Annotated in this window: 26 protein-coding genes and 1 riboswitch; of the genes, 20 read left to right on the top strand and 6 right to left on the bottom strand. The window is 68.5% G+C overall.

Going from position 1 to position 24,580, the window contains the following annotated elements:
• Window positions 1-11: 11 nt before the first annotated feature.
• The 12 genes from H6G16_RS05870 to fba all read left to right on the top strand — a co-directional run bounded on the left by H6G16_RS05870 (window position 12) and on the right by fba (window position 10,526).
• Complete coding sequence (locus H6G16_RS05870) at window positions 12-572, top strand: DUF3727 domain-containing protein (RefSeq protein ID WP_190389377.1); 561 nt, start codon at window positions 12-14, stop codon at window positions 570-572.
• Complete coding sequence (locus H6G16_RS05865; RefSeq protein ID WP_190389376.1) at window positions 572-1,081, top strand: YqeG family HAD IIIA-type phosphatase; 510 nt, start codon at window positions 572-574, stop codon at window positions 1,079-1,081. Before H6G16_RS05870 ends, H6G16_RS05865 begins: the two co-directional genes overlap by 1 nt.
• Window positions 1,081-2,169: a glutamate 5-kinase gene (gene proB, locus H6G16_RS05860; RefSeq protein ID WP_242036225.1), complete on the top strand. Its 1,089-nt coding sequence runs from the start codon at window positions 1,081-1,083 to the stop codon at window positions 2,167-2,169. The genes H6G16_RS05865 and proB overlap by 1 nt, the downstream gene beginning before the upstream one ends.
• Window positions 2,170-2,206: 37 nt before the next feature.
• Window positions 2,207-3,259 carry a UDP-3-O-(3-hydroxymyristoyl)glucosamine N-acyltransferase gene (lpxD, locus tag H6G16_RS05855; protein WP_190389375.1) on the top strand — a complete coding sequence of 351 codons (1,053 nt, stop codon included), beginning with the start codon at window positions 2,207-2,209 and terminating at the stop codon, window positions 3,257-3,259.
• 25 nt (window positions 3,260-3,284) lie between these two features.
• Window positions 3,285-4,367 (top strand): 3-isopropylmalate dehydrogenase, encoded by a 1,083-nt coding sequence (gene leuB, locus H6G16_RS05850; RefSeq protein WP_190389374.1) that lies wholly within the window; start codon window positions 3,285-3,287, stop codon window positions 4,365-4,367.
• A gap of 102 nt (window positions 4,368-4,469) precedes the next feature.
• On the top strand, window positions 4,470-5,372 hold the full coding sequence (locus tag H6G16_RS05845) for a phosphoribulokinase (protein WP_190389373.1): 903 nt from the start codon (window positions 4,470-4,472) through the stop codon (window positions 5,370-5,372).
• A 161-nt stretch (window positions 5,373-5,533) separates the two neighbouring features.
• Window positions 5,534-5,782, top strand: a complete 249-nt coding sequence (locus H6G16_RS05840; protein WP_242036224.1) for a hypothetical protein — start codon at window positions 5,534-5,536, stop codon at window positions 5,780-5,782.
• Window positions 5,783-5,789: 7 nt separating this feature from the next.
• Window positions 5,790-6,638: an A24 family peptidase gene (locus tag H6G16_RS05835; RefSeq protein WP_242036223.1), complete on the top strand. Its 849-nt coding sequence runs from the start codon at window positions 5,790-5,792 to the stop codon at window positions 6,636-6,638.
• 50 nt (window positions 6,639-6,688) lie between these two features.
• Window positions 6,689-7,564: an acetyl-CoA carboxylase, carboxyltransferase subunit beta gene (gene accD / locus H6G16_RS05830; protein ID WP_190389372.1), complete on the top strand. Its 876-nt coding sequence runs from the start codon at window positions 6,689-6,691 to the stop codon at window positions 7,562-7,564.
• A gap of 10 nt (window positions 7,565-7,574) precedes the next feature.
• Window positions 7,575-7,982 carry a hypothetical protein gene (locus H6G16_RS05825; protein WP_347238806.1) on the top strand — a complete coding sequence of 136 codons (408 nt, stop codon included), beginning with the start codon at window positions 7,575-7,577 and terminating at the stop codon, window positions 7,980-7,982.
• On the top strand, window positions 7,979-9,088 hold the full coding sequence (locus tag H6G16_RS05820) for a Gfo/Idh/MocA family oxidoreductase (RefSeq protein WP_190389371.1): 1,110 nt from the start codon (window positions 7,979-7,981) through the stop codon (window positions 9,086-9,088). The genes H6G16_RS05825 and H6G16_RS05820 overlap by 4 nt, the downstream gene beginning before the upstream one ends.
• Window positions 9,089-9,107: 19 nt before the next feature.
• Window positions 9,108-9,171: riboswitch (Glutamine riboswitch) on the top strand.
• A 281-nt stretch (window positions 9,172-9,452) separates the two neighbouring features.
• A complete protein-coding gene (gene fba / locus H6G16_RS05815; RefSeq protein ID WP_190389370.1) occupies window positions 9,453-10,526 on the top strand; it encodes a class II fructose-bisphosphate aldolase in 1,074 nt (357 codons plus the stop codon).
• Window positions 10,527-10,580: 54 nt separating this feature from the next.
• Here fba and H6G16_RS05810 read toward each other — a convergent pair whose 3' ends face one another.
• Window positions 10,581-13,415 (bottom strand): UPF0182 family protein, encoded by a 2,835-nt coding sequence (locus H6G16_RS05810; protein WP_190389369.1) that lies wholly within the window; start codon window positions 13,413-13,415, stop codon window positions 10,581-10,583.
• A gap of 179 nt (window positions 13,416-13,594) precedes the next feature.
• Between H6G16_RS05810 and thrC the strand changes: the two genes are divergently transcribed.
• From thrC to H6G16_RS05795, 3 genes are all read left to right on the top strand, one after another.
• The gene (gene thrC, locus H6G16_RS05805) at window positions 13,595-14,860 is read left to right on the top strand and encodes a threonine synthase (protein ID WP_190389368.1); all 1,266 of its coding nucleotides are present in this window, start codon (window positions 13,595-13,597) and stop codon (window positions 14,858-14,860) included.
• A gap of 30 nt (window positions 14,861-14,890) precedes the next feature.
• Window positions 14,891-15,166 carry a MoaD/ThiS family protein gene (locus H6G16_RS05800; RefSeq protein ID WP_190389367.1) on the top strand — a complete coding sequence of 92 codons (276 nt, stop codon included), beginning with the start codon at window positions 14,891-14,893 and terminating at the stop codon, window positions 15,164-15,166.
• A gap of 108 nt (window positions 15,167-15,274) precedes the next feature.
• The gene (locus tag H6G16_RS05795; RefSeq protein ID WP_190389366.1) at window positions 15,275-16,240 is read left to right on the top strand and encodes a cupin domain-containing protein; all 966 of its coding nucleotides are present in this window, start codon (window positions 15,275-15,277) and stop codon (window positions 16,238-16,240) included.
• On the opposite strand, the gene ftsH is transcribed toward H6G16_RS05795, so the two are convergent.
• Complete coding sequence (gene ftsH, locus H6G16_RS05790; protein ID WP_242036222.1) at window positions 16,178-17,974, bottom strand: ATP-dependent zinc metalloprotease FtsH; 1,797 nt, start codon at window positions 17,972-17,974, stop codon at window positions 16,178-16,180. The two genes, H6G16_RS05795 and ftsH, sit on opposite strands and share 63 nt — an antisense overlap.
• A 156-nt stretch (window positions 17,975-18,130) precedes the next feature.
• On the opposite strand from ftsH, the gene rpmF reads away from it, so the two are divergent.
• A complete protein-coding gene (rpmF, locus tag H6G16_RS05785) occupies window positions 18,131-18,307 on the top strand; it encodes a 50S ribosomal protein L32 (RefSeq protein ID WP_190389364.1) in 177 nt (58 codons plus the stop codon).
• Between the two features lie 30 nt (window positions 18,308-18,337).
• Here the strand turns inward: rpmF and H6G16_RS05780 are convergent, their stop codons facing one another.
• From H6G16_RS05780 to H6G16_RS05770, 3 genes are read right to left on the bottom strand one after another with little or no spacing between them, the layout of a single operon-like run.
• Window positions 18,338-19,138, bottom strand: a complete 801-nt coding sequence (locus H6G16_RS05780; protein WP_190389363.1) for a hypothetical protein — start codon at window positions 19,136-19,138, stop codon at window positions 18,338-18,340.
• The gene (locus H6G16_RS05775; protein ID WP_190389362.1) at window positions 19,135-19,482 is read right to left on the bottom strand and encodes a DUF565 domain-containing protein; all 348 of its coding nucleotides are present in this window, start codon (window positions 19,480-19,482) and stop codon (window positions 19,135-19,137) included. Before H6G16_RS05775 ends, H6G16_RS05780 begins: the two co-directional genes overlap by 4 nt.
• Complete coding sequence (locus H6G16_RS05770) at window positions 19,479-20,231, bottom strand: HAD-IA family hydrolase (protein WP_190389361.1); 753 nt, start codon at window positions 20,229-20,231, stop codon at window positions 19,479-19,481. Before H6G16_RS05770 ends, H6G16_RS05775 begins: the two co-directional genes overlap by 4 nt.
• Before the next feature lie 88 nt (window positions 20,232-20,319).
• On the opposite strand from H6G16_RS05770, the gene recJ reads away from it, so the two are divergent.
• Together recJ and H6G16_RS05760 are read left to right on the top strand one after the other, a co-directional pair.
• Window positions 20,320-22,227 carry a single-stranded-DNA-specific exonuclease RecJ gene (recJ, locus tag H6G16_RS05765; RefSeq protein WP_190389360.1) on the top strand — a complete coding sequence of 636 codons (1,908 nt, stop codon included), beginning with the start codon at window positions 20,320-20,322 and terminating at the stop codon, window positions 22,225-22,227.
• A 1-nt stretch (window position 22,228) separates the two neighbouring features.
• On the top strand, window positions 22,229-23,566 hold the full coding sequence (locus H6G16_RS05760; protein WP_190389359.1) for a chloride channel protein: 1,338 nt from the start codon (window positions 22,229-22,231) through the stop codon (window positions 23,564-23,566).
• On the opposite strand, the gene H6G16_RS05755 is transcribed toward H6G16_RS05760, so the two are convergent.
• Entirely contained in the window at window positions 23,545-23,652 is a 108-nt protein-coding gene (locus H6G16_RS05755) for a photosystem II reaction center protein Ycf12 (protein ID WP_094559277.1), read from the bottom strand. The two genes, H6G16_RS05760 and H6G16_RS05755, sit on opposite strands and share 22 nt — an antisense overlap.
• A 189-nt stretch (window positions 23,653-23,841) precedes the next feature.
• Between H6G16_RS05755 and H6G16_RS05750 the strand changes: the two genes are divergently transcribed.
• Complete coding sequence (locus tag H6G16_RS05750; RefSeq protein WP_190389358.1) at window positions 23,842-24,213, top strand: YkgJ family cysteine cluster protein; 372 nt, start codon at window positions 23,842-23,844, stop codon at window positions 24,211-24,213.
• Entirely contained in the window at window positions 24,210-24,578 is a 369-nt protein-coding gene (locus tag H6G16_RS05745) for a TMEM165/GDT1 family protein (RefSeq protein ID WP_190389357.1), read from the top strand. The genes H6G16_RS05750 and H6G16_RS05745 overlap by 4 nt, the downstream gene beginning before the upstream one ends.
• Window positions 24,579-24,580: the final 2 nt, after the last annotated feature.

Genomic DNA, 24,580 nt, shown 5'->3' with positions numbered 1-24,580 from the left:
AATCCCAGCGCATGAGCCCCGAACCCCCTTCCTCCACGCCTTCGGAGATCCCCGCCGACGTGCCCACCGTGCTGGTGCACGACAGCCGCGGCCGCCAGCTGCTCTGCTTCCTCGAGCAGCTGATCCCCCTGGATGGCCACGACTACGTGTTGCTGACCCCGGTGGATACCCCGGTCTGCCTGTTCCGCCTCGACGACGACGAAGACCCGGAACTGATCGACACCATTGATGCCACCGAGCCGATCCTGTCGGTGGCGGATGTGGTGCTGCAGGAGCACGACCTCACCCTGGTGCGCTCGGCCGTCACCCTCACCGTCAGCGGTGAACTGGACGAGCCGGAGCCCGATGAACTCGAGGACGATGAGGACGACGATGACGATTCCGAGACCTACGAGCTGCTGGTGAGCTTCCTCGTGGACGAGCGGGAGTACGGGCTCTACATCCCCCTCGATCCCTTCTTCGTGGTGGCCCGCATGAACGGAGACGGCGCCGTGCTGGTGGAAGGCGAGGAGTTCGAACGGGTGCAACCCCGGATCGAGGCCGAGCTGGAGGAGCGGGAGGGCGACGACTGATGCTGCGCCAGCTGCTGCGCCCTAACTGGCTGCGGGACTGCACCCTGGCCGAGCTGCCCCTGCAGGAGTTGCTCGACCAGCCAATCCGGGCCCTGGTGCTCGATGTGGACCGCACCCTGTTGCCCCGCCGCCAGGCCGCCTTGCCCGACAGCGCCCGGCGCTGGCTGGAGACAGCGCAGCAGCACATGCCGATCCACCTGTTCAGCAACAACCCGTCCCGCCAGCGGATCGGAGCGGTGGCGGCCGAACTGAACCTGCCCTACACCATTTCGGCGGGCAAACCCCGGCGCAGCGCCCTGCGCAAGGTGCTGGCCGATCTCAAGCTGCCCCACGGGCAGGTGGCCCTGATCGGCGACCGGCTGTTCACCGATGTGATCGCGGGCAACCGCCTCGGCCTGTTCACCGTGCTGGTGAAGCCGATCGATCCCCTGGGCCGGCCCTGCCAACGGGATCGACTGCAGAAACTGGAGCTGCGCCTGGCCCGCTGGGTCGGCACGACCTTGGGCTGATGGCACGCGAGCAGGGTTCCATGCGCCGGGTGATCAAGGTGGGCACAAGCCTGCTGCGGGGCAGCAACGAACGGCCCACGGCGGCGGTGATCGCCGACCTGGCGGCCAGCCTCAGCCGTCAGCAGCGCCGCGGCGATGCGCTGGCGCTGGTCACCAGTGGGGCCGTGGGCCTGGGGTGCGTGGCGCTGGAAATGGGCCAGCGGCCCAGTGAGGTGGTGGCCCTCCAAGCCGCCGCTGCCGTGGGCCAGGGCCGGCTGATGGCCCTCTATCAGGACGCCTTCGCCGTGCGGGGCCTGGCCGTGGCCCAGGTGCTGCTGACCCGGGGCGACCTGGCCTCCCGCCGCCGCTACCAGAACGCCTGCCGCACCCTGGAGCAACTGCTTGCCTGGGGGGTGGTGCCCGTGGTCAACGAAAACGACACCCTGGCCACCGACGAATTGCGCTTCGGCGACAACGACACCCTCTCCGCCCTGGTGGCGGTGGCGATCGGCGCCGATGAGCTGGTGCTGCTCACCGATGTGGATCGGCTCTACTCGGGTGACCCCCGCACCGATGCCGATGCCCAGCCGATCGAGGAGGTGGGCAGCCTGGCGGAACTGGACAGCCTCCAGAGCGTCGCCACCGGCGGCGGCCAGTGGGGCACCGGCGGCATGACCACCAAACTCACCGCGGCCCGCATCGCCACCTCCAGCGGCATCCGGGTGCGGCTGGCCGATGGCCGGGATCCGGCGGTGCTGGAGGCCCTGCTGGCCGGCGAGCGGGTGGGCACCGTCTTCCAGCCCAGCCCCACCCCCCTGCCCGACCGCAAGGGTTGGCTGGCCCATGCCCTGTTGCCCAAGGGCAGCCTGCACCTGGATGCGGGGGCCGAGCGGGCCCTGACGCGTCAGGGCGCCTCCCTGCTGGCGGTCGGGGTGCGGGCGGTGGAGGGCGACTTCGGCCGCCGGGAGGCCGTGCGGTTGGTGGCCAGCGATGGGCGCGAACTGGGGCGGGGTCTGGCCACCCTCAGCAGCCGGGAGCTGCGGGAGCTGATGGGCCAGGCCGGCGTCGAAGTGGTGCACCGCGACCAGCTGGTGATCACGGGCTCCTAGGCCCGACCTACGATCCCGCCAGGCCGGTGCCCCTGGAATGCGCTTCAGCGAATTGCTCAGCCATCTCAACGAGGTGACTGAGGCCAACGCCCGCGACCTGGCCCACGATCCCGAGATCCGTGGCGCTGAGGCGCTCGATCGGGCCAGCAGTGGCCAGCTGAGTTTTCTCGAACCCGGCAATGCCCTGGCGGCGGCCCTGGCCGGCAGCGGCGCCAGCGCCGTGCTGATCCCCGCCCGTGGCGACGGGGCCGAGGCGCTGCAGCAGCAAGCCCGGGAGCGGGGCCTGGCCTGGGTCGCCGTCAACGATCCCCGCCTGGCCTTCGCCGAGGCTCTCGACGCCCTCCATCCCCGCCGCCGGCCGGAGCCCGGCATCCATCCCAGCGCCGTGGTCGATCCCACGGCCGTGGTGGGCATGGGCAGCCACATCGGGCCCCACGTGGTGATCGGTGCCCATGCGCAGATCGGCGCCAGCTGCACACTCCACCCCCAGGTGGTGCTCTACGACGATGTGCAGATCGGCGAGGGCTGTGAACTGCACGCCGGCGCGGTGCTCCATCCCGGATCCCGCCTGGGGCCTGGCTGCGTGGTGCACTCCAATGCCGTGATCGGCAGCGAGGGCTTCGGCTTCGTGCCCACCGCCCAGGGCTGGCGCAAGATGCCCCAAACCGGCCAGGTGATCCTCGAGGCGGGGGTGGAGGTGGGTTGCAGCAGCACCATCGACCGGCCCTCCGTGGGGGAAACCCGCATCGGCGCCGGCACCAAGATCGACAACCTGGTGCACATCGGCCACGGCGTGACCACCGGCCAGGGCTGCGCCCTGGCGGCCCAGGTGGGCATCGCCGGCGGCGCCCGCCTGGGCAACGGCGTGATCCTGGCCGGTCAGGTGGGCCTGGCCAACAAGGCCGTGATGGGGGATCGCTCGATCGCCAGCTCCAAATCGGGCATCCACGGCGAGGTGGCCGCCGGCGAAGTGGTGAGCGGCTACCCGGCCATCCCCAACCGGCTGTGGCTGCGCTGTTCCGCCGCCTTCAACAAACTGCCGGAGCTGGCCCGGGCCCTGCGCCAGCTGGAAAAGCAGGCCAGGCCGTAACCTCGCGCCCAGCCCCAGCGCCCCCATGACCTCCAGCTACCGGATCACCCTGCTGAGCGGCGACGGCATCGGCCCGGAGATCACGGCGGTGACCCGCCAGCTGCTGGATGCGGTCAGCGCCCGCCATGGCTTTGGCCTGGTCTACGACGAACAGCCCATGGGCGGCGCCGCCATCGACGCCACGGGTGAACCCCTGCCCAACCGCACCCTGGAGGCCTGCAAAGCCGCCGATGCGGTGCTGCTGGCCGCCATCGGCTCACCCCAATACGACACGCTGCCGCGGGAGCAGCGGCCCGAAACCGGCCTGTTGGGCCTGCGGGCCGGACTGGGGCTGTTCGCCAACCTGCGACCCGTCAAGATCATTCCCGCCCTGATCGACGCCTCCACCCTCAAGCGCGAGGTGATCGAAGGCGTCGACCTCCTGGTGGTGCGCGAACTCACCGGCGGGGTGTATTTCGGCACCCCCAAGGGGCGCGTCGAAGCGGAGGGTCGGGTGCGGGCCTTCAACACCATGGCCTACTTCGACGACGAGATCGATCGCATCGCCAAGGTGGCGTTCGACCTGGCCGTAGCCCGGAGCGGGCGGCTCTGCAGCGTGGACAAGGCCAACGTGCTCGATGTAAGCCAGCTCTGGCGCGACCGTGTCACGGCCCTGGCGGCCGACTACCCAACGGTGGAGCTCAGCCACATGTACGTCGACAACGCCGCCATGCAGCTGGTGCGCAACCCGCGCCAGTTCGACGTGCTGCTGACCAGCAACCTGTTCGGTGACATCCTCAGCGACGAGGCCGCCATGCTCAGCGGCTCGATCGGCATGCTGCCCTCTGCCAGCCTGGGGTCCAGCGGCCCGGGCCTGTTCGAGCCGATCCACGGCTCCGCACCCGACATCGCCGGCCAGGACAAGGCCAACCCCATGGCCATGGTGCTCAGCGCCGCCATGATGCTGCGCATCGGCCTGCACCAGGAGGCCGCCGCCGCCGCCCTGGAGGCCGCTGTCGACCGGGTGCTCGCCGCCGGCTACCGCACCGGCGACCTGATGGCGGAAGGCTGCATCCCGCTGGGCTGCAAGGCCATGGGCGACCAGCTGCTGGCGGCCCTCGAAGCCTGACCACCAGCCGCTTCGCGGACCCAATTCCTTCAGAAGCCCCGTTGAGGCAGAGGACGGTCCGGCGACCTGCCAAACTCACGGTCGGTTTCTGGATCCCTGCGCATGTCGAAGCGTCACCCGGTTGTGTCTGTCACCGGCTCCTCCGGCGCTGGGACCAGCACCGTCAAGCGCGCCTTCGAGCACATCTTCAAGCGTGAAGGCATCGTGCCCGCCGTGGTGGAGGGCGACAGCTACCACCGCTATGAGCGCGGCCCCATGAAGGAGGCCATGAACGCCGCCCTGGCCAAGGGCGAGAACTTCTCCCACTTCGGCCCCGAGGCCAACCTGTTCGACAAGCTGGCCGAGCTGTTCCAGACCTACGGCGAAACCGGCAGTGGCCAGAAGCGCTACTACCTGCACTCTGTCGAAGAGGCCGCCGAGCACAATGCCCGTCTCGGCACCAACCTCGAACCCGGCCAGTTCACCCCCTGGGAAACCATCCCCAGCGGCACCGACCTGCTCTTCTACGAAGGCCTGCATGGCGGCGTGCAGGGTGAGGGGTACGACGTGGCCGGCCTCGCCGACCTGCTGGTGGGCGTGGTGCCGGTGGTCAACCTGGAATGGATCCAGAAGATCGCGCGGGACAACAAGGAGCGTGGCTACTCGGCCGAGGCCACCGTGGACACGATTCTGCGCCGCATGCCGGATTACATCAACCACATCTGCCCCCAGTTCAGCCGCACCGACATCAACTTCCAGCGGGTGTCCACCGTGGACACCTCCAACCCCTTCATGATCCGGGATATCCCCACCCCGGATGAATCGTTCGTGATCATCCACTTCCGCAAAGGAGCCCGGGAGAAGTGGGGCATCGACTTTGCCTACCTCCTCGACATGATCCACGACTCCTTCATGTCCAGCCCCACCTCAATCGTGGTGAACGGCGGCAAGATGGGCTTCGCCATGGAGCTGATCCTCACCCCGATCATTCACCGCATGATCGAAGAGAAGAAGAAGCTGGCCTGATTGCAGCGGCAGCCCCTAGTCTGGGGCTGCCCAGCGTTCTGGTGAGGCCGATCTCCTTCGCCACACCCACAACGACATCGGAAGCGGCACTTCGTGCCGACAAGGGCTCTCCTTCGTTTTTGATTGCGGGAGCATCAAGCAAGGCCGCCCCTTCCCTTCGCTTGGACCGGATCAACAGCCGTCAAGTCATCCAGGCCGCACGTCGGGTGTTGTTCCAGTCCCTGGAGCTGGGTACGGCTGGGATGGATCCTTCAGGGGTGGTGCTCAGCCGTCTCCACGGTCGCCTTGTCTTTGATCTGCCCGTGCTGCTCCCGGAGGAACAGTTCGTGCCGATCGAGTTGATCCGCGGCCGGCAAAGCCGCTCCGGTCCGGCGCGCCTGCGCCTGCCCCGCAAACCCTCGTCCATCTGAGGCCCGCTTGAGCGCCGTCAGCCCGTTTCTGCTCTCCAGCGTGCCAGGTCTGCCGATCGTGGTCGCCCTGATCGGCGCCTGTGTGGGCAGTTTTCTGAACGTGGTGGCCTGGCGCCTGCCGCGGGAGGAGTCGGTGGTGCTGCCCCCCAGCCACTGCCCCCACTGCGGCAGCCGGTTGCGCTGGTTTGAAAATGTGCCCCTGCTGGGCTGGTTGCTGCTGCGAGCCCGCTGCAACCACTGCGGCGCCCCCATCGCCATCCGCTACCCCCTCGTCGAACTGCTCTGCTCCGGCCTCTGGGTGGCAGCCCTGCTGGCCCAACCCAGTGCCATGGGCCCCCAGCCGCTGTCGTGGCTTCTGGTGGCGGCTGGGTGGCTGCTGCTGAGCTGGCTGATTCCGCTGGTGCTGATCGACCTCGACCACCTCTGGCTGCCCGAACCCCTCTGCCGCATCGGCCTGGTACTTGGCCTGGCGGTGACGGCCGTGATCGGCTTCCAGCAAGGTGGCGCCGTGGGCCGGGAACTGCTGTTCCACCATCTGGTGGCCGCGGGCGTGGCCCTGGTGGGCTTTGAAACGGTGAGCGCCGTGGCCCAGAAGCTGATTGGCAAGCCTGCCCTGGGGCTGGGGGACGCCAAACTCGCCGCCCTGCTCGGAGCGTGGCTGGGCCTCACCGGCCTGGGCATCACGGTGTATCTCGCCGTGTTTGGCGGTGCCGTGGTGGGCAGCATCGGCCGGCTCAGCGGACTGCTGGGCAAGCACCAGCCCTTCCCCTTCGGCCCGTTCCTGGCGGCCGGCGGCGCGGCGGTGTGGCTGCTGGGCAACGACGTCTGGCTGCCGTGGCTCGGGCTGGTGTGGTGAAACGCCTTAAATAGGGATCAGCCGACGGGCCCCCGCGCCCCTGAGATCGCATGTCGTTGTTCGACTGGTTTGCGGATCGCCAGAAAAATGCCCCGACCGTGCGGGTCACCCAGGACGTGGAGGAGGGCGATGGGCTGTGGAGCAAATGCCCCGACTGCGGCCTGGTGGTGTATCGCAAAGACCTGGTGGCCAACGCCAGTGTGTGCAAGGGATGTGGCCACCACAACCGCATCGACAGCGAGGAGCGCATCGCCCTGATCGCCGATGCCGGCAGCTTCGAACCGCTCGACACGGCCCTCTCGCCCACCGACCCCCTGGCCTTCAAGGATCGCCGCAGCTACGCCGATCGGATCCGCGACAGCCAGCAGAGCACGGGGCTGCGGGATGCGGTGGTGACGGGCCTCTGCCGCACCAGCGGTCTGCCCCTGGCCCTGGGCGTGATGGATTTCCGCTTCATGGGCGGCTCGATGGGCTCGGTGGTGGGCGAAAAACTCACCCGTCTGATCGAAACGGCCACCGCCCGCCGCTACCCGGTGCTGATCGTGTGCGCCTCCGGTGGCGCCCGCATGCAGGAGGGCATGCTCAGCCTGATGCAGATGGCCAAGATCTCCGGCGCGCTCGAGCGCCATCGCCAGGCCGAATTGCTCTACATGCCCCTGCTCACCTACCCCACCACCGGGGGGGTAACGGCTAGCTTCGCCATGCTGGGGGATCTGATCCTGGCCGAGCCCAAGGCCCTGATCGGCTTCGCCGGCCGGCGGGTCATCGAACAGACCCTGAGGGAAAAACTGCCCGAGGGCTTCCAGACCGCCGAATATCTGCGCGACCACGGCTTTGTGGACGCCATCGTCGATCGCACCGCCCTCAAGACCACCCTGGCCAGCTTGCTGAAGATGCATGGCTGCCGCGAAACGGTGTCCGCGTGAGCACCCCGGCGTGAAACAGCTCCTCTCCACGATGGGGCACCGGTTGGCCGCCCTGCTGCTGCTGGCCCTCGTGCTCACCGTCCAAGCAGCACCAGGCCTGGCCGGCCCGGTGGACTGGCACGAAGTGCCCAGCACCAGCGAAGGCCGCCAGTGGTGGGATGGGGGCAGCCTGCGGCGCAGCCGCGGCGGCAACGTCTCGGTGTTGAGCCGGTTCCAACCTGCCGTCAGCGAGGACAAGCCCCGGCCCGTGAGCGACCTCTACGTGATGGAGATCGCCTGCGGCGAGGATCTCTACCGCGACACCTCGATCAACGGCCTGCCCCAGTTTGGAGCCGAGTGGCAACCAGCCGCCGGCGACAGCCTGATCAGCAGCATGATCGCCGAGGTGTGCGCCGCCGCCAGCAGCCAACTGCCATGACCGCTCCACTCCGGGTCGCCATCGCCGGTCTGGGTTTCGGCGAATCGGTGCATCTGCCCGCCCTGCGCAGCTGTTCCGGCACCGAACCGGTGGCGCTGTGGCATCCCCGCCCCGAACGGCTGGAGGCCGCCTGCCGCCAGGCCGAGCTGCCCGGCCATTGCGATTTCAACGCCCTGCTGGAGGATCCCAGCGTCGAGGCGATCGTGATCGCCACCCCCCCGACCCCCCGCTATGCCCTGGCCCGCCAAGCCCTGGAAGCGGGCAAGCACCTGCTGCTGGAGAAACCTGTGGCGCTCTGCGCCGACCAGGTGGAGGACCTGCAGCGCCTCGCCCTGCAACGGGGCCTCACCGTGGCGGTGGATTTCGAGTACCGGGCCGTCCCCCTGTTCCAGCAGCTGGCGGCGCTGGTGGCCAGCGGCGCCCTCGGGGAGCTGGTGCTGGTGAAATTCGACTGGCTGATGGGCAGCCGCGCCGACGCCAGCCGCCCCTGGAGCTGGTATTCCCAGGCCGCCGAGGGTGGGGGTGTGCTGGGCGCCCTCGGCACCCATGCCTTTGACACCCTCCACTGGTTGGTGGGACCGAGCCGGCAACTTCGGTCCCAGCTCAGCACCGCCATCCGCTCCCGGCCCCTGGCCGATGGCAGCGGCCGCCAGGCCAGCGTCGATGCCGAGGACATCGCCCTGGTGCAACTCAACCTGGAGACCCCCCAGGGGGGGAGCGTGCCCGCCCAGCTCAATCTGGCCTCGGTGACCCGGCGGGGCAGGGGCTGCTGGCTCGAGCTCTACGGCCGAGACGGCACTGCCGTGCTGGGCTCGGACAACCAGGCCGACTATGTGCACGGCTTCGGTCTCTGGCTTTCCCAGGCCGGCGAGCCGCTGCGACCGGTGGACAGCGATCCCCGCTGGAGCTTCGCCCGCACCTGGGAAGACGGCAGGATCGCCCCGGTGGAACGGATCCACGGCTGGTGGAGCGCGGCGGTGCGCGAAGGGCGGCCGATGCTGCCCGGCCTGGGAGAGGCGGTGCTCAGCCAACGCTGCTGTGACTGGGCCCGCCTGGGCCAGGGGGGTTCGGGATTCCCGCCGCCGGCCACCCCCGGGATTCAGTAACAACCGCTACCGTTTGACCATCGTTGGCCTCAGAGCTGCGGCTCTGCAGGTGGAAGTAGGGATCAGACCCGAAGCAACGCGCCATCCACCCACCCCATCGGGGTTTCCACGGAGGCACTGCCATGACCATCACCACCGCCAAACAACTCGTTCGCCAGGCTGAAGAAGCCCGGCGGGCGGCCCGCCAGAACGGCTACGCCGTGCTGGCCTTGCGCAAGCAGAGCCTGATCGACTGATCGATCCCGGCTGGGCCCCCAGGCCCAATGGCGCCCCGCTGGAGTGATTCCAGCGGGGCTTTTTGCGGGCCAGGGGCATCCCCTAGACTCCCCCCCAGTCCCAACGCCCGACCCCGAGAGGTTTTCCCATGGCGCTCGTTCCGCTTCGCCTCCTGCTCGACCATGCCGCTGAAAACGGCTATGGCATCCCTGCTTTCAACGTGAACAACCTGGAGCAGGTGCAGTCGATCATGGAGGCGGCCTACGAGACCGACTCTCCGGTGATTCTGCAGGCCTCCCGCGGTGCCCGCCAGTACGCCGGTGAGAACTTCCTGCGCCACCTGATCCTGGCTGCCGTGGAAACCTATCCCGACATCCCGGTGGTGATGCACCAGGACCACGGCAACAGCCCCGCCACCTGCTTCGGTGCGGCCGCCAACGGCTTCACCTCGGTGATGATGGACGGCTCGCTGATGGCGGACGCCAAGACCCCCGCGAGCTACGAGTACAACGTGGCCGTCACCAAGGAAGTGGTGGACGTGGCCCACGCCATCGGCGTGAGCGTGGAGGGCGAACTGGGTTGCCTCGGTTCCCTGGAAACCGGCATGGGTGAGGCCGAGGACGGCCACGGCTTCGAGGGCAAGCTCGACCACAGCCAGCTGCTCACCGATCCCGCCGAGGCCGCCGACTTCGTGGCCAAAACGAAAGTGGACGCCCTGGCGATCGCCATCGGCACCAGCCACGGCGCCTACAAGTTCACCCGCAAGCCCACCGGCGAAGTGCTGGCCATCAGCCGCATCGCCGAGATCCACAAGGCCATCCCCAACACCCACCTGGTGATGCACGGCTCCTCCTCCGTTCCCCAGGAGTGGCTGGACATGATCAACAAGTTCGGCGGTGCCATCCCCGAAACCTATGGCGTGCCCGTGGAAGAGATCCAGGAAGGCATCCGCAACGGCGTGCGCAAGGTCAACATCGACACCGACAACCGCCTGGCCTTCACCGCTGCGGTTCGCGAAGCGGCCTTCAAGGATCCCACCAACTTCGATCCCCGCCACTTCAACAAGCCGGCCCGCCAGTACATGAAGCAGGTGTGCCTGGATCGCTACCAGCAGTTCTGGTGTGCCGGCAACGCCAGCAAGATCAAGCAGCGCGACATCAACTACTACGCCGGTCTGTACGCCAAGGGCGAACTCGACCCCAAGACCGCCGTGGCGGTCTGATCCACCTGGCTCCACCAGAGCCAAGGGCCCCGCAAGGGGCCTTTTTTCATGGGTTCAGGGAGTTGTTTCGGCTGGGCTGGTGGGGGCGCCCGCTTGGGAAAGGCGAGGGTCCAGCAGGGCTTCAATGGCCTTCTCCAGCGAGGTTTCCATCGCCACCCGGCTGCCATCGCTCACCACCACCCGGGTGAGGGTGGGCAAACCACCGTTCCGGGCCTTGAGATACACCGGCTCCACATAGAGCAAGGCCTCTCCGACCGGAACCACGAGCAGATTGCCCTGAATCACCTCCGACCCCGCCCGATCCCAGAGACCGAACTGCTGACTGATGCGAGGGTTCTGGTTGATCAGGGCTTGGATCTGCTCGGGGCCAAAGATCGGCGTCTGGGTGGGGAAGCGGAGCAAAACCAATTCGCCGTAGTTGGGCGCATCGCTGCGGGCCGCCAACCAGGCGGCCAGGTTCGGTCGGGCCAGGGGGGTGAGCGGTTGCAGCAGCAGAAATTCGGGGGGGAGGTCTGGAGCCAGCTGGGCGCTGACGTGATAGGGCTTCACCGGGATCTGACTGCGCCCATACAGCTCCATGGGCACCTGCCACACGTCATCACCGCTGTAGAAGACCCGTGGATCGGTGACGTGATAGCGGAGCAGCTGGGCGGTCTGAAGCTCGAACTGACGTTGGGGATAGCGGATGTGGGCCCGCAGGGGGGCAGGCATCGAAGCCAGGGGCTGGAACAGGTCGGGGAAGAGCCGTTGCCAGCCCGCAATGATCGGATCCCGGGAATCCGACACGTAGAGCACCACCGAGCCGTTGTAGGCATCCACCACCGCCTTCACGGAGTTGCGCAGGTAGCGGATGTTGGGATCGGTGGGAACGGCGGCGCTGTAGGGGTAGCTCCGGCTGGTGGTGAAACCTTCCACCAGCCAGTACTGGTGCTGGTCGCGGGAGAAGGGCCCATTCCCGTCCAACTGCACCGACACCAGAACGGGATCCCCTTCAAACCGAACAAAGGGAGCCAACGTGCGCAGCCGCTCACGCACCTCCCGACGCAGAAGCAGTCGGGTTGCCGGTGTGATGGCGCCCTGCGCCAACAACTTCGGCTCCCCCAAATACAACGCGGCAGCCAACCGGCCCCAGGCCGACCCGATCGGCACACCAGCGCTCCCGTCGTAATGGGTGTAGAGGTTTTCGTCGCCCTGGGGGTAGTCGAACTCCTGCACCCGGGTCGGCGCCAGGGCATAGGGGGAGACCAGCGCTCCGAAATAGAGAGAGGGCTTGCCGATCGGGATGCCGGCCCTCACCTCAGAGGTGGAAATGCCCAACCGGTCATTTCCCTGCACCCGGGTGGAAGCCCCCAAGTCGCTGATGAAGTAGTCGGGCAAGCCATCGAGGCTGCTGGTGTTCACCGGTGAGACGGTGAATCCATAGCCGTGGGTGAACACCAGATGGGTGTTGAGCCAGGTGCGTGCGGCTGGCGGCAGGGAGGCCTGGTCCAGCTCGCGGGCCGAAATGATCACCAGCTGGTGTCGATCCTTGCCCCTGGCGTCATTGAGGCTGTAGCGATCCACCGCGGCGCCGGAGAAGCGGTAGTACACCCGCAGCTGCTGCAACTGACGGTTGGTCGAGAGCAGGGGCTGGCTGTCCCAGAGGCGGATATTGCGAAGGGTGGCCTCTCCCGCCTTGACGTCGGCCCGGGTGAGGCGGCGGCGGGGTTTGACATTGCGGCTGGCGATGGCATCCAGCTGAAACGCCGCGCGGGTGGCGCGGATCGAACGCGCCAGGTAGGGGGTTTCCCGTTGGAGTTCCCGCGGCTTCACCAGCAGCAACTGGAGAACAGGCGTCAGCAGGGCCTCAAGCAGCGGCACCAGCAGCAAGGCCAGGGAGACCCCCGCCAGCAGGGGCCCACGGATCCCCTGACGGCGCAGGGGCAAGAGCAGGGCTACGGCCGTCAACACAGCCACCACGGCCGCCAGGGTGCGCAGGGGCAGCACCAGATGCACATCCAACCAGCCGGCGCCCGGCACGCTGCCCGCGGTGCTGAGCAACAGCTGGTGCCGACCCAACCAAAAGCTGCAGGCCACCAGGAGCACCAGCAGGGCCAGAGGCACCCGCAGGTTCACGAGCTGGGTGGCCGTGAAGCCGTGGAAGCGGCCATCACTGAGCTGGGGCGTGCGGGCCAGGATTCCCCAGAGTCCCGCCGCCAGGTGGCAGATCAAGAGGGCCAGCAGCAGGGTGAGCCCGAACGCCAGGGCCGGGAAGCGCACCAAGCCAAAGCTGATGTCAGCCGAGAGCATGGGCTCCTGGATGCCGCTGTCGGGCGCCAGGAGCGCCAGCGACCACACGCCCCAGGACCGACCAAGGGCCGTCGCCGTGGCCAGGGACGCCATGCCCGCCACCACGAGGGGAGTGCGCTGCGGGCGGAGCAGCAACCCCACCAACAGCACTCCCAGGACCAGCAACAGCGGCCAGGGCAGGCCCTGGAGCATGGTGAGGCCGTGCAAACGGCTGGGATCGAAGGGACTGCGCACGAGCCGCTCCGCCAGGCGCAGCAACAGGGCCAGGGGCACCAGCTGGGCCAGGGCCAGCAGCCCGAGGCTGACCGCGTAGGGCCCAGGCGCCAGACCAAAGCGGAGAGTCTGGGAGCCATCCGACCCCGCACTCCAGAAGTCCCGCAACCACCACTGCAGGCCTAGGCCCAGCCCCAGCCCCAACAGGGCGCCCCCAAGCTGCAGCAGCCAGCGCCGCAGCAGCACCCCACCCCAGGAAAACTGCTCAAACCACTGCCATTCCACCCAAAGGCGGGCCACCAGGAGGATGGCTCCGGCCAAGAGCACCAACCCCAGGATCAGGCCAACCAGGAAAGGGAACTTGGAGGGCTTCGGGCGCCTCGGCATGGGGAATCGGTCCACCGACCGAGGCTAGGAAGCCCTGGCGCAACAGCAAGCCCAGCCCAGAAGCCGCCCATCACCAAGACGCTCCGGCAACAGAACCACATATCCGACTCTTAAAGTCGGGATTAAGCAAGGGGTCCGTTCCACGCTGTTAGCCTCCGTTGATCTGCCCGGGCGTGATCGTGACGGCCACCCTCTCCCGCTCCACCTTCACAGGCTTGCGCTGCAAGGAATGCGGCCACCCCTATGAAGCCGGGGCCCGTCACGTCTGCGAAGACGTCTGTTTCGGCCCGCTCGAAGTCGTCTACGACTACGAGGCGATCAAAAACCGCGTCAGCCGCGCCACGATCGAAGCCGGCCCCGCCTCGATCTGGCGCTATCGGGAATTTCTGCCGATCGAGGGCGAGCCGATCGACGTGGGCACGGGCTTCACGCCCCTGCTCAAAGCGGGCAACCTGGCCAAGCGCCTGGGGCTCAAGAGCCTCTACATCAAGAACGACGGCGTCAACATGCCGACGCTCTCGTTCAAGGACCGGGTGGTGTCGGTGGCCCTCACCCGCGCCCGGGAGCTGGGCTTCACCACGGTGAGCTGCGCCTCCACCGGCAACCTGGCCAACTCCACCGCCGCGATCGCCGCCCATGCGGGCCTGGATTGCTGCGTGTTCATCCCCAGCGATCTCGAACTCGGCAAGGTGCTGGGCACCTTGATCTACAACCCCACCTTGATGGCGGTGAAAGGCAACTACGACCAGGTGAATCGCCTGTGCTCGGAAGTGGCCAACACCTTCGGCTGGGGCTTTGTGAACATCAACCTGCGGCCCTACTACTCGGAGGGCTCGAAGACCCTCGGCTATGAGGTGATCGAGCAGCTGGGCTGGCAATTGCCTGACCACATCGTGGCGCCGCTGGCCTCCGGATCCCTATTCACCAAGATCCGCAAGGGCTTCGACGAATTCATCAAGGTGGGGCTGGTGGAAGAGAAGGCCGTGCGCTTCAGCGGGGCCCAGGCAGAGGGCTGCAATCCCATCGCCACCGCCTTCCGCGAGGGCCGCGACTTCATCACCCCGGTGAAGCCCAACACCATCGCCAAATCGATCGCCATCGGCAATCCGGCGGATGGCCCCTATGCCATTGACATCGCCAACCGCACCGGCGGCAGCATCGCCGATGTGACCGACGCCGAGATCATTGACGGCATCAAGCTGCTGGCGGAAACCGAGGGCGTCTTCACCGAAACCGCCGGCGGCACCACCATTGCGGTGCTCAAGAAGCTGGTGGACCAGGGCAAGATCAACCCCGACGAAACCACGGTGGCCTACATCACTGGCAACGGCCTCAAGACCACCGAGGCCGTGGCGGATTGCATCGGCGCCCCGTACACGATCGAAGCCCAGCTCGATAGCTTCAAAGCCGCCTGGGCCCAAGCCCAAGCGGCACACCACAACTGACCGTCATCCCCTCGTCGTCCACTTCACGCCATGGCCGTTCAGGTTCTGATCCCCACCCCCCTGCAGAAATTCACCAACGACGAGGCCAGCGTTGACCTCGAGGCCACCAGCGTGGATGCACTCATCGATGCCCTGGAGGGCTGCTACCCCGGCATCAAAGGACGCCTCTGCGATGAGGGCGGCAAGCTGCGTCGCTTCCTGAACGTGTACGTCAACAGCGAGGACATCCGCTTCCTCGACAACCAGGCCACCGCCCTGGCCGATGGCGACGAGGTGTCGATCGTGCCCGCCGTGGCCGGCGGCTGAGGGAGACGCCAGTCAAACCCGCCTGTGCAAACGGTGCCGAATGCGGCAGCCCAACAGCCACCGCTCTGGGCTCAATAGGGTACAGATCCTGCTTGGAGCCCCTCCACCATGACCCAAGCCCCGATGCAGCCAGACAGCCCCGTGCTGGAGAGTTCCTGGCAGGCGAAGGCCCAGCTGTTCGACTATCGCCAGGCCGCCAACCCCATCCGGGCCGGTCTCACCGAACCACTGCGCTACCACCAGTGGGGATCCGAGCTGCACCAGTCCGGACCAACGGCCGTGCTGCCCCTCGATCTCAGTGCTGAGCTGGGCTGCAGCGGACCGGCGACCAGCCCGGGGCTGGCAGCCCATTTTCTGCGCATCCAGGCGGGCGAGGGGCTGAAGGCCGCCGCCAACGCCACCAGCTCCCTCTTTTATGTGCTCCAGGGTGCCGGCGACCTGCACCGGGGTGGCCAGCACCTCGCGTGGGGCGCCGGCGACCTGTTCGTGCTGCCCGCCGGGGAGACTCCCCTGCTGGAAGGCCACCAGGACAGCGTTCTCTACTGGGTGCACGACGGCCCCCTGCTGACCCATCTCGGGGTGGAAGCCACCCTGCCCCGCTTCGAGGCCACCCACTATCCCGCCGTGCTGCTGCAACGGGAGCTCGACCAGCTGCTGGCGGATCCAACGGCAGCCCGCAGCAACCGGCTCAGCCTGCTGCTGGCCAACAGCGACCTGCCCGAGAGCCGCACGGTGACCCACACCCTGTGGGCCATGCTCGGCGTCGTGCCCCCCGGGGCCGTGCAGCCCCCCCATCGGCACCAGTCGGTCGCCCTGGATCTGATCATCGACTGCGATCCCGGCTGTTACACCCTGGTGGGCACCGAGCTCGATGGCAGCGGCCAGATCGCCAACCCCCGTCGCATCGACTGGCAGTCCGGCGGAGCGTTCATCACACCGCCGGGCCACTGGCACTCGCACGTGAACACCAGTGATCGGCTGGCCCGCCTGTTGCCGATTCAGGATGCGGGCCTACACACCTACCTGCGCAGCCTCGACATCCGCTTTGCCGGAGGGCTCCAGATCGACATGTGAACGGGCCACCACCGCCCGGAACGCCTCGCCCTCGATGGTCTCGTCGCGAATCAGCATCTCCACCAACGTGTCCATCAGGGCGCGCCTGGGCTGGAGCAGCCCCACCGCCTGGTCGAGGGCCCCGCAGGCCAGCCCCCGCACCAGAGCATCGATCTGACGACCGGTGCGATCGGCATAGCCGGCCCGGGTGTGAATCCAATCCCGGCCGAGGAACACCTCAGCCCCATCCCCTTCCAGGGCCACCGGCCCCAGGCTGGAAAAGCCGTAGCGGGTCACCATCTCGCGGCAGATGCGCGTCACCAGCTCCAGGTCACCACTGGCGCCCTGGGTGACCTCACTGGGACCAAACACCACCAATTCGGCCGCCCGGCCACCGAGGGCGACCACGAGCCGCGCCTGCAGATAGGCCTTGCTGATCAGACCCGAATCCAGGATCTCCTCATCGGGCATCATCCGGGCAAAGCCCCCCACGCCCCCGGCCCTGGGCAAGAGGGTGACCTTGTCGAGGGGGTCGGCGTGGGGCACCAGGGTGGCCAGCAGGGCGTGGCCTACTTCGTGGTACGCAATCAATCGCTTCTTGGCGCTGTCCTGCAGGGGCGCCGCCGACAGCCCCATGGTGATCCGCTCCAGAGCACCCGCCATGGCCCCATCGTCGATGGCGCTCTGGTGGTGCCGGGCCGTGAGGATGGCGGCCTCGTTGAGCAGGTTGGCCAGATCGGCGCCAGAGAATCCTGGGGTGCGGCTGGCCCAGGCGGAGAGGGACACCTCCGCCGCCAGGGGGCGGGTGCGGGCATGGACCGCCAGGATCGCTTCACGGCCGCGGCGGTCAGGCAGGTCGACGGTGATGCGGCGATCAAACCGGCCTGGACGCATCAGCGCCGTGTCCAGCACATCGGGGCGGTTGGTGGCCGCCAGCAGGATCACACCGGAGTTGTCGGCGAAGCCATCCATTTCGGTGAGCAACTGGTTGAGGGTCTGCTCCCGTTCGTCATTGCCCCCACCGATGCCCGCACCCCGCTGGCGGCCCACCGCATCGATCTCGTCAATGAAAATGATGCAAGGGGCCTTGGCCTTGGCCTTGCGGAACAGGTCGCGCACCCGACTGGCGCCCACCCCCACAAACATCTCGACAAATTCGGAGGCCGCCATCGAGAAGAACGGCACGCCGGCCTCCCCGGCGATGGCCCGGGCCAGCAGGGTCTTGCCGGTACCCGGAGGCCCCACCAGAAGCACCCCCTTGGGAATCTTGGCGCCCACCGCGGTGAAGCGCTCAGGCTCCTTCAGGAAGGTGACCACCTCCTGAAGCTCCTCCTTGGCCTCGGCAATGCCGGCCACGTCTTCGAAGCGCACGGCCACGGCACCCTCGTCCTGCAACCGCGGCTTGCTGCTGCCAAACCCCATGGCCCGGTTGGCCACCTGGGCGGAGCGGCGGATCAACAGGGCCAGCCCCCCCACCAGCAACAGCACCAGCAGGCCATTGGCCACCAAACCAGCCATGGCCCCATCGGCCCGGTCATCCCGCACGGTGAGGGGAACCTTGGCCTGCTCCGCGGTGCGCAACAGCAGCTGGTCGTTGCTGAACACCGGCACCGCCGCCTGGCGACCGTCGTCGAACTGGACCCGCACCTCGCGCTGGCGCAGGGAGAGTTCCAGGTCCTTCACCTTGCCAGCCCGCAGATCAGCCAGCAGCTGGCTGTAGGAAGGGGCCGGGTCCCGAGGCGAGAGCGAACTCAATCGGAAGGGCTGCCGGTCCGGAGGAAGGCTTCCTGACGGAAGGCTGTCCGGAGGAAGGCTGTTGCTCACAGGGTTCCGGCTTTGGCTGGAGCTTAGCGATTTGACGAAAGGCCAGGTGGCAGCGGAGGATCCTGGTTTGGCAGTGAGTGAGCGGGGATGGCTGTTCCCAAGAAGAAAACCTCCAAGGGCAAGCGCAACCAGCGCCATGCCACCTGGAAGGGCAAGGCTGCCGTGGCGGCCCAGAAGGCACTCTCCATCGGCAAGGCCGTGCTGAGCGGCCGGGCCCAGGGCTTTGTCTACCCCGTCGCTGAGGACGACGACGACGAGAGCTGAGGCCGAGGGGCGTCCAGGCCGGCTGGGGTCCTATCCCACCCAGCGGCGGCGGCCATCCAGCACAGCCACCCCCCTGGCACCCTTGATCAGGGGGTCCTGGTAAAGGGTCGGCGGCAGGGAACAGAGGCTGGATCGCACCAGCCGGTCGAGTTGCTGGGGGTGCAGCCAGGCTCCACCCCTGCGGCGTTGCCTGGCTTCGGCCTGGAAGCGCCAGCGCCTGGGGAGATCCCAGGTACGCGGCCGCAGCAGCCAGAGCTGGGCACAGGCCTGCCACAACGGCTGGTAGGTCTCCAGGGCCCGGTCCCAGTGGGGCAACCAATCGCGTTCCTCGGGGAGGAGGCATTCCAGCTCTGCCTCCGCCAGCCGCTCCGGTCCCACGGGTTGGCAGCCCAGCAGCCAGCCCTCCAGCAGCACAACGTCAACGTCGAGTCGCACCTCGCCGGCCCGATCCCCCTGGCCGTCCCGCAGGGTTTTATCAAAACGGGGCAGGCGTAAGGCAGCGCCCCCGCGCCAGTCCGCCAGGCAGCCCAGGGCCAGCTCCACGTCATGGCTGCCTGGCGGCACCCGCGAGACCCCGAAGGGATTGCCGGCCAGCGCCTGGCGGCGGCGCTCCCAGGGCAGATAGAAGTCGTCGATCGAGGCGACAGCCAGCCGCAGCCCCCGGGCGCGGGCCCGCTCGAGCAGCAGGGCTCCCAGGGTCGATTTACCGGCCCCGACCGGACCATTGAGGGCCAGCACCTGGCGCCCGCCGCTGCCAGCACCCGCCCCCAGGGCCGTGAGTTCGGCCAGCAGGGGCTGGAGAAAATGGCCATCGAGGCCTGGGTCGATCACGTGCCGAGCTTGAAGGCTTCAAGGACCACCGCGTACACCATGCCGATGCGCAGGTTGTCGGCGATCACCCAGCCGAGCCCGGGCTGGGCTGTCACGACACGGCCCCGCAGCCGCACGACCAGCTCCACCAGCAGCACCATCAACAGCACCGCCATGGGGCGCCCCCCGGGGATCCGCACCACCACGAAGACGGTGACGTTGCTGCCCACATAAAAGCCCAGCAGCAGGGCCAGCAGCACGCTGCTGCGATAGCGCCAGTTGCCCCGGATGTTGCCCAGCACCAGGGCCCCCAGCTGCTCGAGGGCACGGTTGAAGCGGGTGCGCTGAAGGGGCAGGCGCGTCACGGCAACGAAGCCTCCAGCAGATCCTGCAGATAGGAGAGCGTGATCCGCGGACCCTGGCAAGCGGGGCCCCGCAACACCACGGCACCCGTACCCAGCTGGCTGACGACCGCCCGGGCGGGCCACAGGCGCTCCGGCGACTCGGCATTGCCGTAGTGGCTGGGGGTGAGCAGGCAGGCCACTCCGGCCCGATCCGCCGCCTCCAGGCCATTGCCGGAATCCTCCAGGGCCAGGGCGGCCTCGGCGGGCAGGCCCAACTGCTGAAGGGCGCCCAGGTAAGCCTCCGGATCGGGCTTTTTGCGGGCGACATCCTCGCCACACACCCAGAGGCGGAAGCAGCCCGCCAGCTCGGCCAGCAGATGGTTGGCCAGGGCGGTCACGGCCGGGCGGCCACTGGTGGTGACGATGGCTTGAACCAGCCCGGCGCCGTTGGCCTCGGCGATCAGTTCGGCCACGCCGGAGCGCAGCCTCAGCTCACCGGCCGCCACCAAGGCGGCATAGTGCCGCTGCTTGCGGGCCTGCAGCTCAGCCACCAAGCCTGGATCGGCCGGCGCGCCCTGGGCCGCCTCAAGGGCGGCGGTGATCCGTTCCCGCCCGCCGCTGATGGCCAGCAGCGCGCCGTAGGAGTCCTCATCCCAGTGCAGGGGCACACCCAGATCGACGAAGGCCCGGTTGAAGGCCAGCCGATGGCCATCCCGCTCGGTCTCCGCCAGGGTGCCATCCACATCCCAGAGCAGGGCCTGCAACGGCATCGGCTGGTCCGGTGGGGCCCGTGCAGATTAAGGGGATGCATCCAGACGGCAGGCCCCGCACAATGGCGGAGCCCCTGGTGTTGCCCCGTTGCTGCCTGCCCTCGACCAGCAACGCTGGCATCTGCCGGCCCCACTGCCGACCAGTGCCGCGGGCGAGCCTGCGGCAACGGCCGGACTGGAAGCACCGCTGCCCGAGGAGTTGCTAGCGGTCCTGCAACGGCGCGGCTTTGACAGCCAGGCCCGCATTGAAGCCCTACTCGATCCGCCGGTGGCCCCGCCGGCCGGCCGCCATTTCCCCGACCTGGCCAAGGCCGTGGCCCGGCTGAAACAGGCCTGCCACCAGGGGGAACCGGTGGCCATCTGCGGTGACTACGACGCCGACGGCATGACCAGCACGGCGCTGCTGGTGGGAGTGCTGCAGCGGCTGGGAGCCAGGCCCATCGCCGCCATCCCGAGCCGCATGGACGACGGCTACGGCCTCAACGCCGCCATGGTGGAGCGGCTGGCCGCGCAGGGGGTGGCCCTGTTGGTGACGGTGGACAACGGCGTCTCGGCCCTGGAGGCGTTGGAGCGGGCGGAGGCCCTCGGTATCGAGGCGATCCTCACCGACCACCACACGATTCCCGATCCCCTGCCGCCCCATCTGGCCCTGCTCCACCCGGAACGCACCCCAGCCCAATCGCCCTACCGGGGCCTGGCCGGAGTGGGGTTGGCCTACGTGCTCGCTGCAGCGCTCTGCCGCCAGCTGAAGCGGGCCGATGGCCTGCAGATTGCGCGCGACCTCTTCTGCATCGGCACGATTGCCGACATGGCCCCCCTGGTGGGAGTCAACCGGCGCTGGCTGATCGACGGGCTGGCGGAGCTGGGCCGCAGCCCCCTGGCGGGCCTCCAGGCCCTGCAGCAGTTGGCCGGACTGGACGAAGCCCCCCTCGACGCCCAGGCGGTGGGCTTTCAGATCGCCCCCCGCATCAACGCCGTGGGCCGGCTGGGCGATCCCCAGCTGGTGGTGGAACTGCTGACCACCGACGATCCCGACCGGGCCCTGGCCCTGGCGCGGGAATGCGAAGCCCTGAACCGTCAGCGCCGGGACCTCTGCGACGCCATCGAAGCGGAGGCCCTGGCCCTGCTGGAGGCCGATGGCCCCGCGCGACCCGCCTTCCTGCTCCTGGCCCAGAACCACTGGCATCACGGGGTGATCGGCATCGTGGCCGCCCGCCTGGTGGAGCGCTTTGGCCTGCCGGCCGCCCTGCTGGCCGGCGAGGGCAACGGTCGACTGCGGGCCTCCGTTCGGGCGCCCAAGGGCTTTGCGGTCGACCGGGCCCTGGGCCACTGCGCCGCCCTGCTGGAGCGGTTCGGCGGCCATCCGGCGGCGGGTGGTTTCACCGTGCGGGCCGAACAGGTGGCCGCGCTGCAGGCCCAACTCAATGGGCTCGCCCAGGCCTGGCTGGAGCAAGCCGGCCCCGGCACGCCGGTGGAACCGGAAGCCCTGCTGTCCTTCGCCCGGATCGACCGCGACTTTCACCGCCAACAGCAACGGCTGGAACCCTTCGGCATCGGCCATCCCCAACCCGTGTTCTGGAGTCAGGGGTGTGAGGTGGCCTCCCAGAAACTGTTGCGGGGCGGCCATCTGCAGCTGGAGCTGGTGCAGGGGGGCCATCGGCTCCGGGCCATGGGCTGGCGCTGGCAGGGGGAGGCCAACCTGCCGTCCCTGGTGGATGTGGCCTACCGCCTACGGCTGGACAACTGGCAGGGGCAGGAGCGCCTCCAGCTGGAGCTGGTGGGACTGAGGGCCAGCGCCACCCAGGCCTGCGGCAGCACGGAGGTGCGGCTGCAACGGCGCGATCGCACCTACTGGTGTCGGCGGGAAGGCACCGGCCTGGTGGTGCGCAATGCGGCGGGGGAGGAACTCAGCTGCGCGGAGGGGGCCAACCATGCCCATCCCTACGTGCGCGCCCTGATGCAGGATGCGGCCATTGCCCTGGGGCTCGTGGCCTGAGATGGGATTCAGCTTGAAGCCAACGCCCCTCAAACCCCTGCTCCAGCTGCTGCTGCTCGGGCTGGTGGTGGGTCTGGCCTGCTGGCCGCTCAACCTGGTGGACCACGCCCAAGACCTCCTGCTGCACCAGCTGCCGGGCTTCAGCGGCGGGGGATGGAGCGGCCGCACCCTGGCCCTGGCCCTGGCGCCGGTGCTGACCATGCCGCTGCTGCTCGTGCTCCAGGCCGGGGGACTGGCCCGCGGCGCCGGCTCCGGCATCCCCCAGACCCTCGAAAGCCTGGAGACACCGGAGCAGGCCCCACGGCTGATGGCGCCTGGGGCCACCGGGGCTCGGCTGGCGTTATGGACGCTCGCCAGCCTGGCCCTGATGCCGCTGGGACGGGAGGGCCCGGTGGTGCAGGTGGGGGCGGCCGTGGCCCATGGCCTGCGCCAACGCTTCCCCCGACTATGGCCCGGCCTCAACACCAGGACCCTGATGGCCATCGGTGCCGGCGCTGGCCTGGCCGGCGGCTTCAACAGCCCCCTGATGGGCACGGTGTTCGTGATGGAGGAGCTCACCGGCCAGTTCCAACCAACCGTGCTGTGGCCGGCGGCCGTGGTCTGCGCCGCTGCGGCCCTGGTGAGCAACCTCGACGGCATTCCGGTCTTCACCCTGGGCCTGCTGCAGACCCTCCAACCGGAATGGCAGCAACTGCTCTGGGCCCTGCCACTCGGGCTGGTGGGTGGACTGCTGGGGGGGCTGTTCAGCCGGATCCTCTGGCAGGCCACCGCCCTCCTGCGTCAGCGGGTACGGCGTCGCCCCCTGACCTGGGGTCTGGGGCTCGGCCTTGCACTCGGGTTGATCGCCGTGGCCAGCGGTGGCTGGAGCGGCGGCGATGGCGAGGCCCTGATGGGTCAGCTGCTCGATGGCCAGGGCAGCCTGCCGGTTCCCGGAGCACCGCTGAGCATCCTGGGCTGGCTGCTGGTGCTGATCGCCCGGATCGTGGCGCCGGTCCTCTCGCTGGCCGCCGGTGTGCCGGGCGGCTTGATCGACCCGGCCTTCGCCATCGGGGCCCTGTTCGGTGGTGGCAGCCTTGAACTGCTGGGAGGCGATGCCCAGCTCGGTCTTGCCCTGGGCATGGCCGCCAGCCTGGCGGGAGCCACCCAGCTACCCCTGATGACCGTGCTGTTCGCCCTGCGCATGGCCGGCGATCAGCAGTGGCTGTTCGGCATCCTGCTCAGCGCCGTGGTCGGGGCCTACGCGGGCCGCCGGATCCAGGGAGAGCCGATTTATCACGCCCTCTGGGAACTGGGCAGGGAAGCCAAAGCAGAAACCGATCAGAGCGCGCCGCGGCGGTAGAAGAGCACGAAGATCACGGCGGGACCGGCCAGGGTGATCAGCGCCAGGGCGGCGAAATTCGCGATCAGGTGAAAGTCGATACCCATGGTGACGGCGACGCGGTGGTGGCGAGGAAGGCGATGCTGACGGCGACTGCTTAGGGGCAGAACACCTGCGCTGCCAGGTTAGGCGGCGGGCAGACTCCGCCAGGGCTGGGTGTGGGGTCTGTGACGGCTTGTCACAGCGTGCCGGGGCCGATGGGCTGTGGCTGAATGGAGGCCAGCCGCGTCGAGGGGATGGCCAGGGAGAACCACGGGCAGTGGCGCTGCATCAGTGGCTGCGGGGCCTGTTGCCGCCTCGATCCGGCCCTGCGCCAGGAGGCGATCGATGCCCTCAGCGCCGAGCAACAGGAGCGCTATCTGGCCATGGTGGGTCCGGACGGCTGGTGCATTCACTTCAACACCGGCTCCCGCAGCTGCCGCATCTATGCCGACCGGCCCGATTTTTGCAACGTGGCCAACCTCGTCAAGCTGTTCGGCACGGAGACGGATCCAGGCGCCGGCGACCGCCTGGCCATCGCCTGCTGCACCCAGCAGATCCGCAGTGAATACGGCGGCCGTGGCAGGGTGTTGAAGCGTTTCCTGCGCGCCATCCAACCGCGTTCATGAGCAGCGACCCCGAATCCAGCGCCAGCTCCACCGAGGGGGCTTCCCACGCCGGCAGCTGGGGAGCCGCCTTCGTCACGACCTTCACCACCGTCTTCCTGGCCGAATTGGGCGACAAGACCCAACTGGCCGCCCTGTTGCTGTCGGCCCAGTCGGGTCGGCCGGGGGTGGTGTTCGTTGGAGCCTCCCTGGCCCTGATCAGTTCCAGCCTGGTGGGGGTGCTGCTCGGCCGCTGGCTGGCCCGGGTGATGCCGCCGCAGCAACTCGAGCGCCTGGCGGGAATCCTGATGGTGGCCCTCGGTCTCTGGCTGGGGCGCCAGGCCGTGGTCGGCCTGGTGCCGGCCCCCACTGACCTACCCCTCACCTGACC

The sequence above is a fragment of the Cyanobium sp. FACHB-13342 genome (assembly GCF_014697415.1).
Lineage (GTDB): Bacteria > Cyanobacteriota > Cyanobacteriia > PCC-6307 > Cyanobiaceae > Cyanobium_A.
Note: the sequence above shows the minus strand (reverse complement) of the source record. Positions and strands in the feature narration are given on the sequence as shown.

What these genes read in the sequence shown, in the direction of transcription:
- H6G16_RS05870 (WP_190389377.1), top strand. Translation starts at nt 12, where the DNA reads ATGAGCCCCGAACCCCCTTCCTCCACGCCTTCGGAGATCCCCGCCGAC.
- H6G16_RS05865 (WP_190389376.1), top strand. Translation starts at nt 572, where the DNA reads ATGCTGCGCCAGCTGCTGCGCCCTAACTGGCTGCGGGACTGCACCCTG.
- proB (WP_242036225.1), top strand. Translation starts at nt 1,081, where the DNA reads ATGGCACGCGAGCAGGGTTCCATGCGCCGGGTGATCAAGGTGGGCACA.
- lpxD (WP_190389375.1), top strand. Translation starts at nt 2,207, where the DNA reads ATGCGCTTCAGCGAATTGCTCAGCCATCTCAACGAGGTGACTGAGGCC.
- leuB (WP_190389374.1), top strand. Translation starts at nt 3,285, where the DNA reads ATGACCTCCAGCTACCGGATCACCCTGCTGAGCGGCGACGGCATCGGC.
- H6G16_RS05845 (WP_190389373.1), top strand. Translation starts at nt 4,470, where the DNA reads ATGTCGAAGCGTCACCCGGTTGTGTCTGTCACCGGCTCCTCCGGCGCT.
- accD (WP_190389372.1), top strand. Translation starts at nt 6,689, where the DNA reads ATGTCGTTGTTCGACTGGTTTGCGGATCGCCAGAAAAATGCCCCGACC.
- H6G16_RS05820 (WP_190389371.1), top strand. Translation starts at nt 7,979, where the DNA reads ATGACCGCTCCACTCCGGGTCGCCATCGCCGGTCTGGGTTTCGGCGAA.
- fba (WP_190389370.1), top strand. Translation starts at nt 9,453, where the DNA reads ATGGCGCTCGTTCCGCTTCGCCTCCTGCTCGACCATGCCGCTGAAAAC.
- H6G16_RS05810 (WP_190389369.1), bottom strand. Translation starts at nt 13,415, where the DNA reads ATGCCGAGGCGCCCGAAGCCCTCCAAGTTCCCTTTCCTGGTTGGCCTG.
- H6G16_RS05800 (WP_190389367.1), top strand. Translation starts at nt 14,891, where the DNA reads ATGGCCGTTCAGGTTCTGATCCCCACCCCCCTGCAGAAATTCACCAAC.
- H6G16_RS05795 (WP_190389366.1), top strand. Translation starts at nt 15,275, where the DNA reads ATGACCCAAGCCCCGATGCAGCCAGACAGCCCCGTGCTGGAGAGTTCC.
- rpmF (WP_190389364.1), top strand. Translation starts at nt 18,131, where the DNA reads ATGGCTGTTCCCAAGAAGAAAACCTCCAAGGGCAAGCGCAACCAGCGC.
- H6G16_RS05770 (WP_190389361.1), bottom strand. Translation starts at nt 20,231, where the DNA reads ATGCCGTTGCAGGCCCTGCTCTGGGATGTGGATGGCACCCTGGCGGAG.
- H6G16_RS05760 (WP_190389359.1), top strand. Translation starts at nt 22,229, where the DNA reads ATGGGATTCAGCTTGAAGCCAACGCCCCTCAAACCCCTGCTCCAGCTG.
- H6G16_RS05755 (WP_094559277.1), bottom strand. Translation starts at nt 23,652, where the DNA reads ATGGGTATCGACTTTCACCTGATCGCGAATTTCGCCGCCCTGGCGCTG.
- H6G16_RS05750 (WP_190389358.1), top strand. Translation starts at nt 23,842, where the DNA reads ATGGCCAGGGAGAACCACGGGCAGTGGCGCTGCATCAGTGGCTGCGGG.
- H6G16_RS05745 (WP_190389357.1), top strand. Translation starts at nt 24,210, where the DNA reads ATGAGCAGCGACCCCGAATCCAGCGCCAGCTCCACCGAGGGGGCTTCC.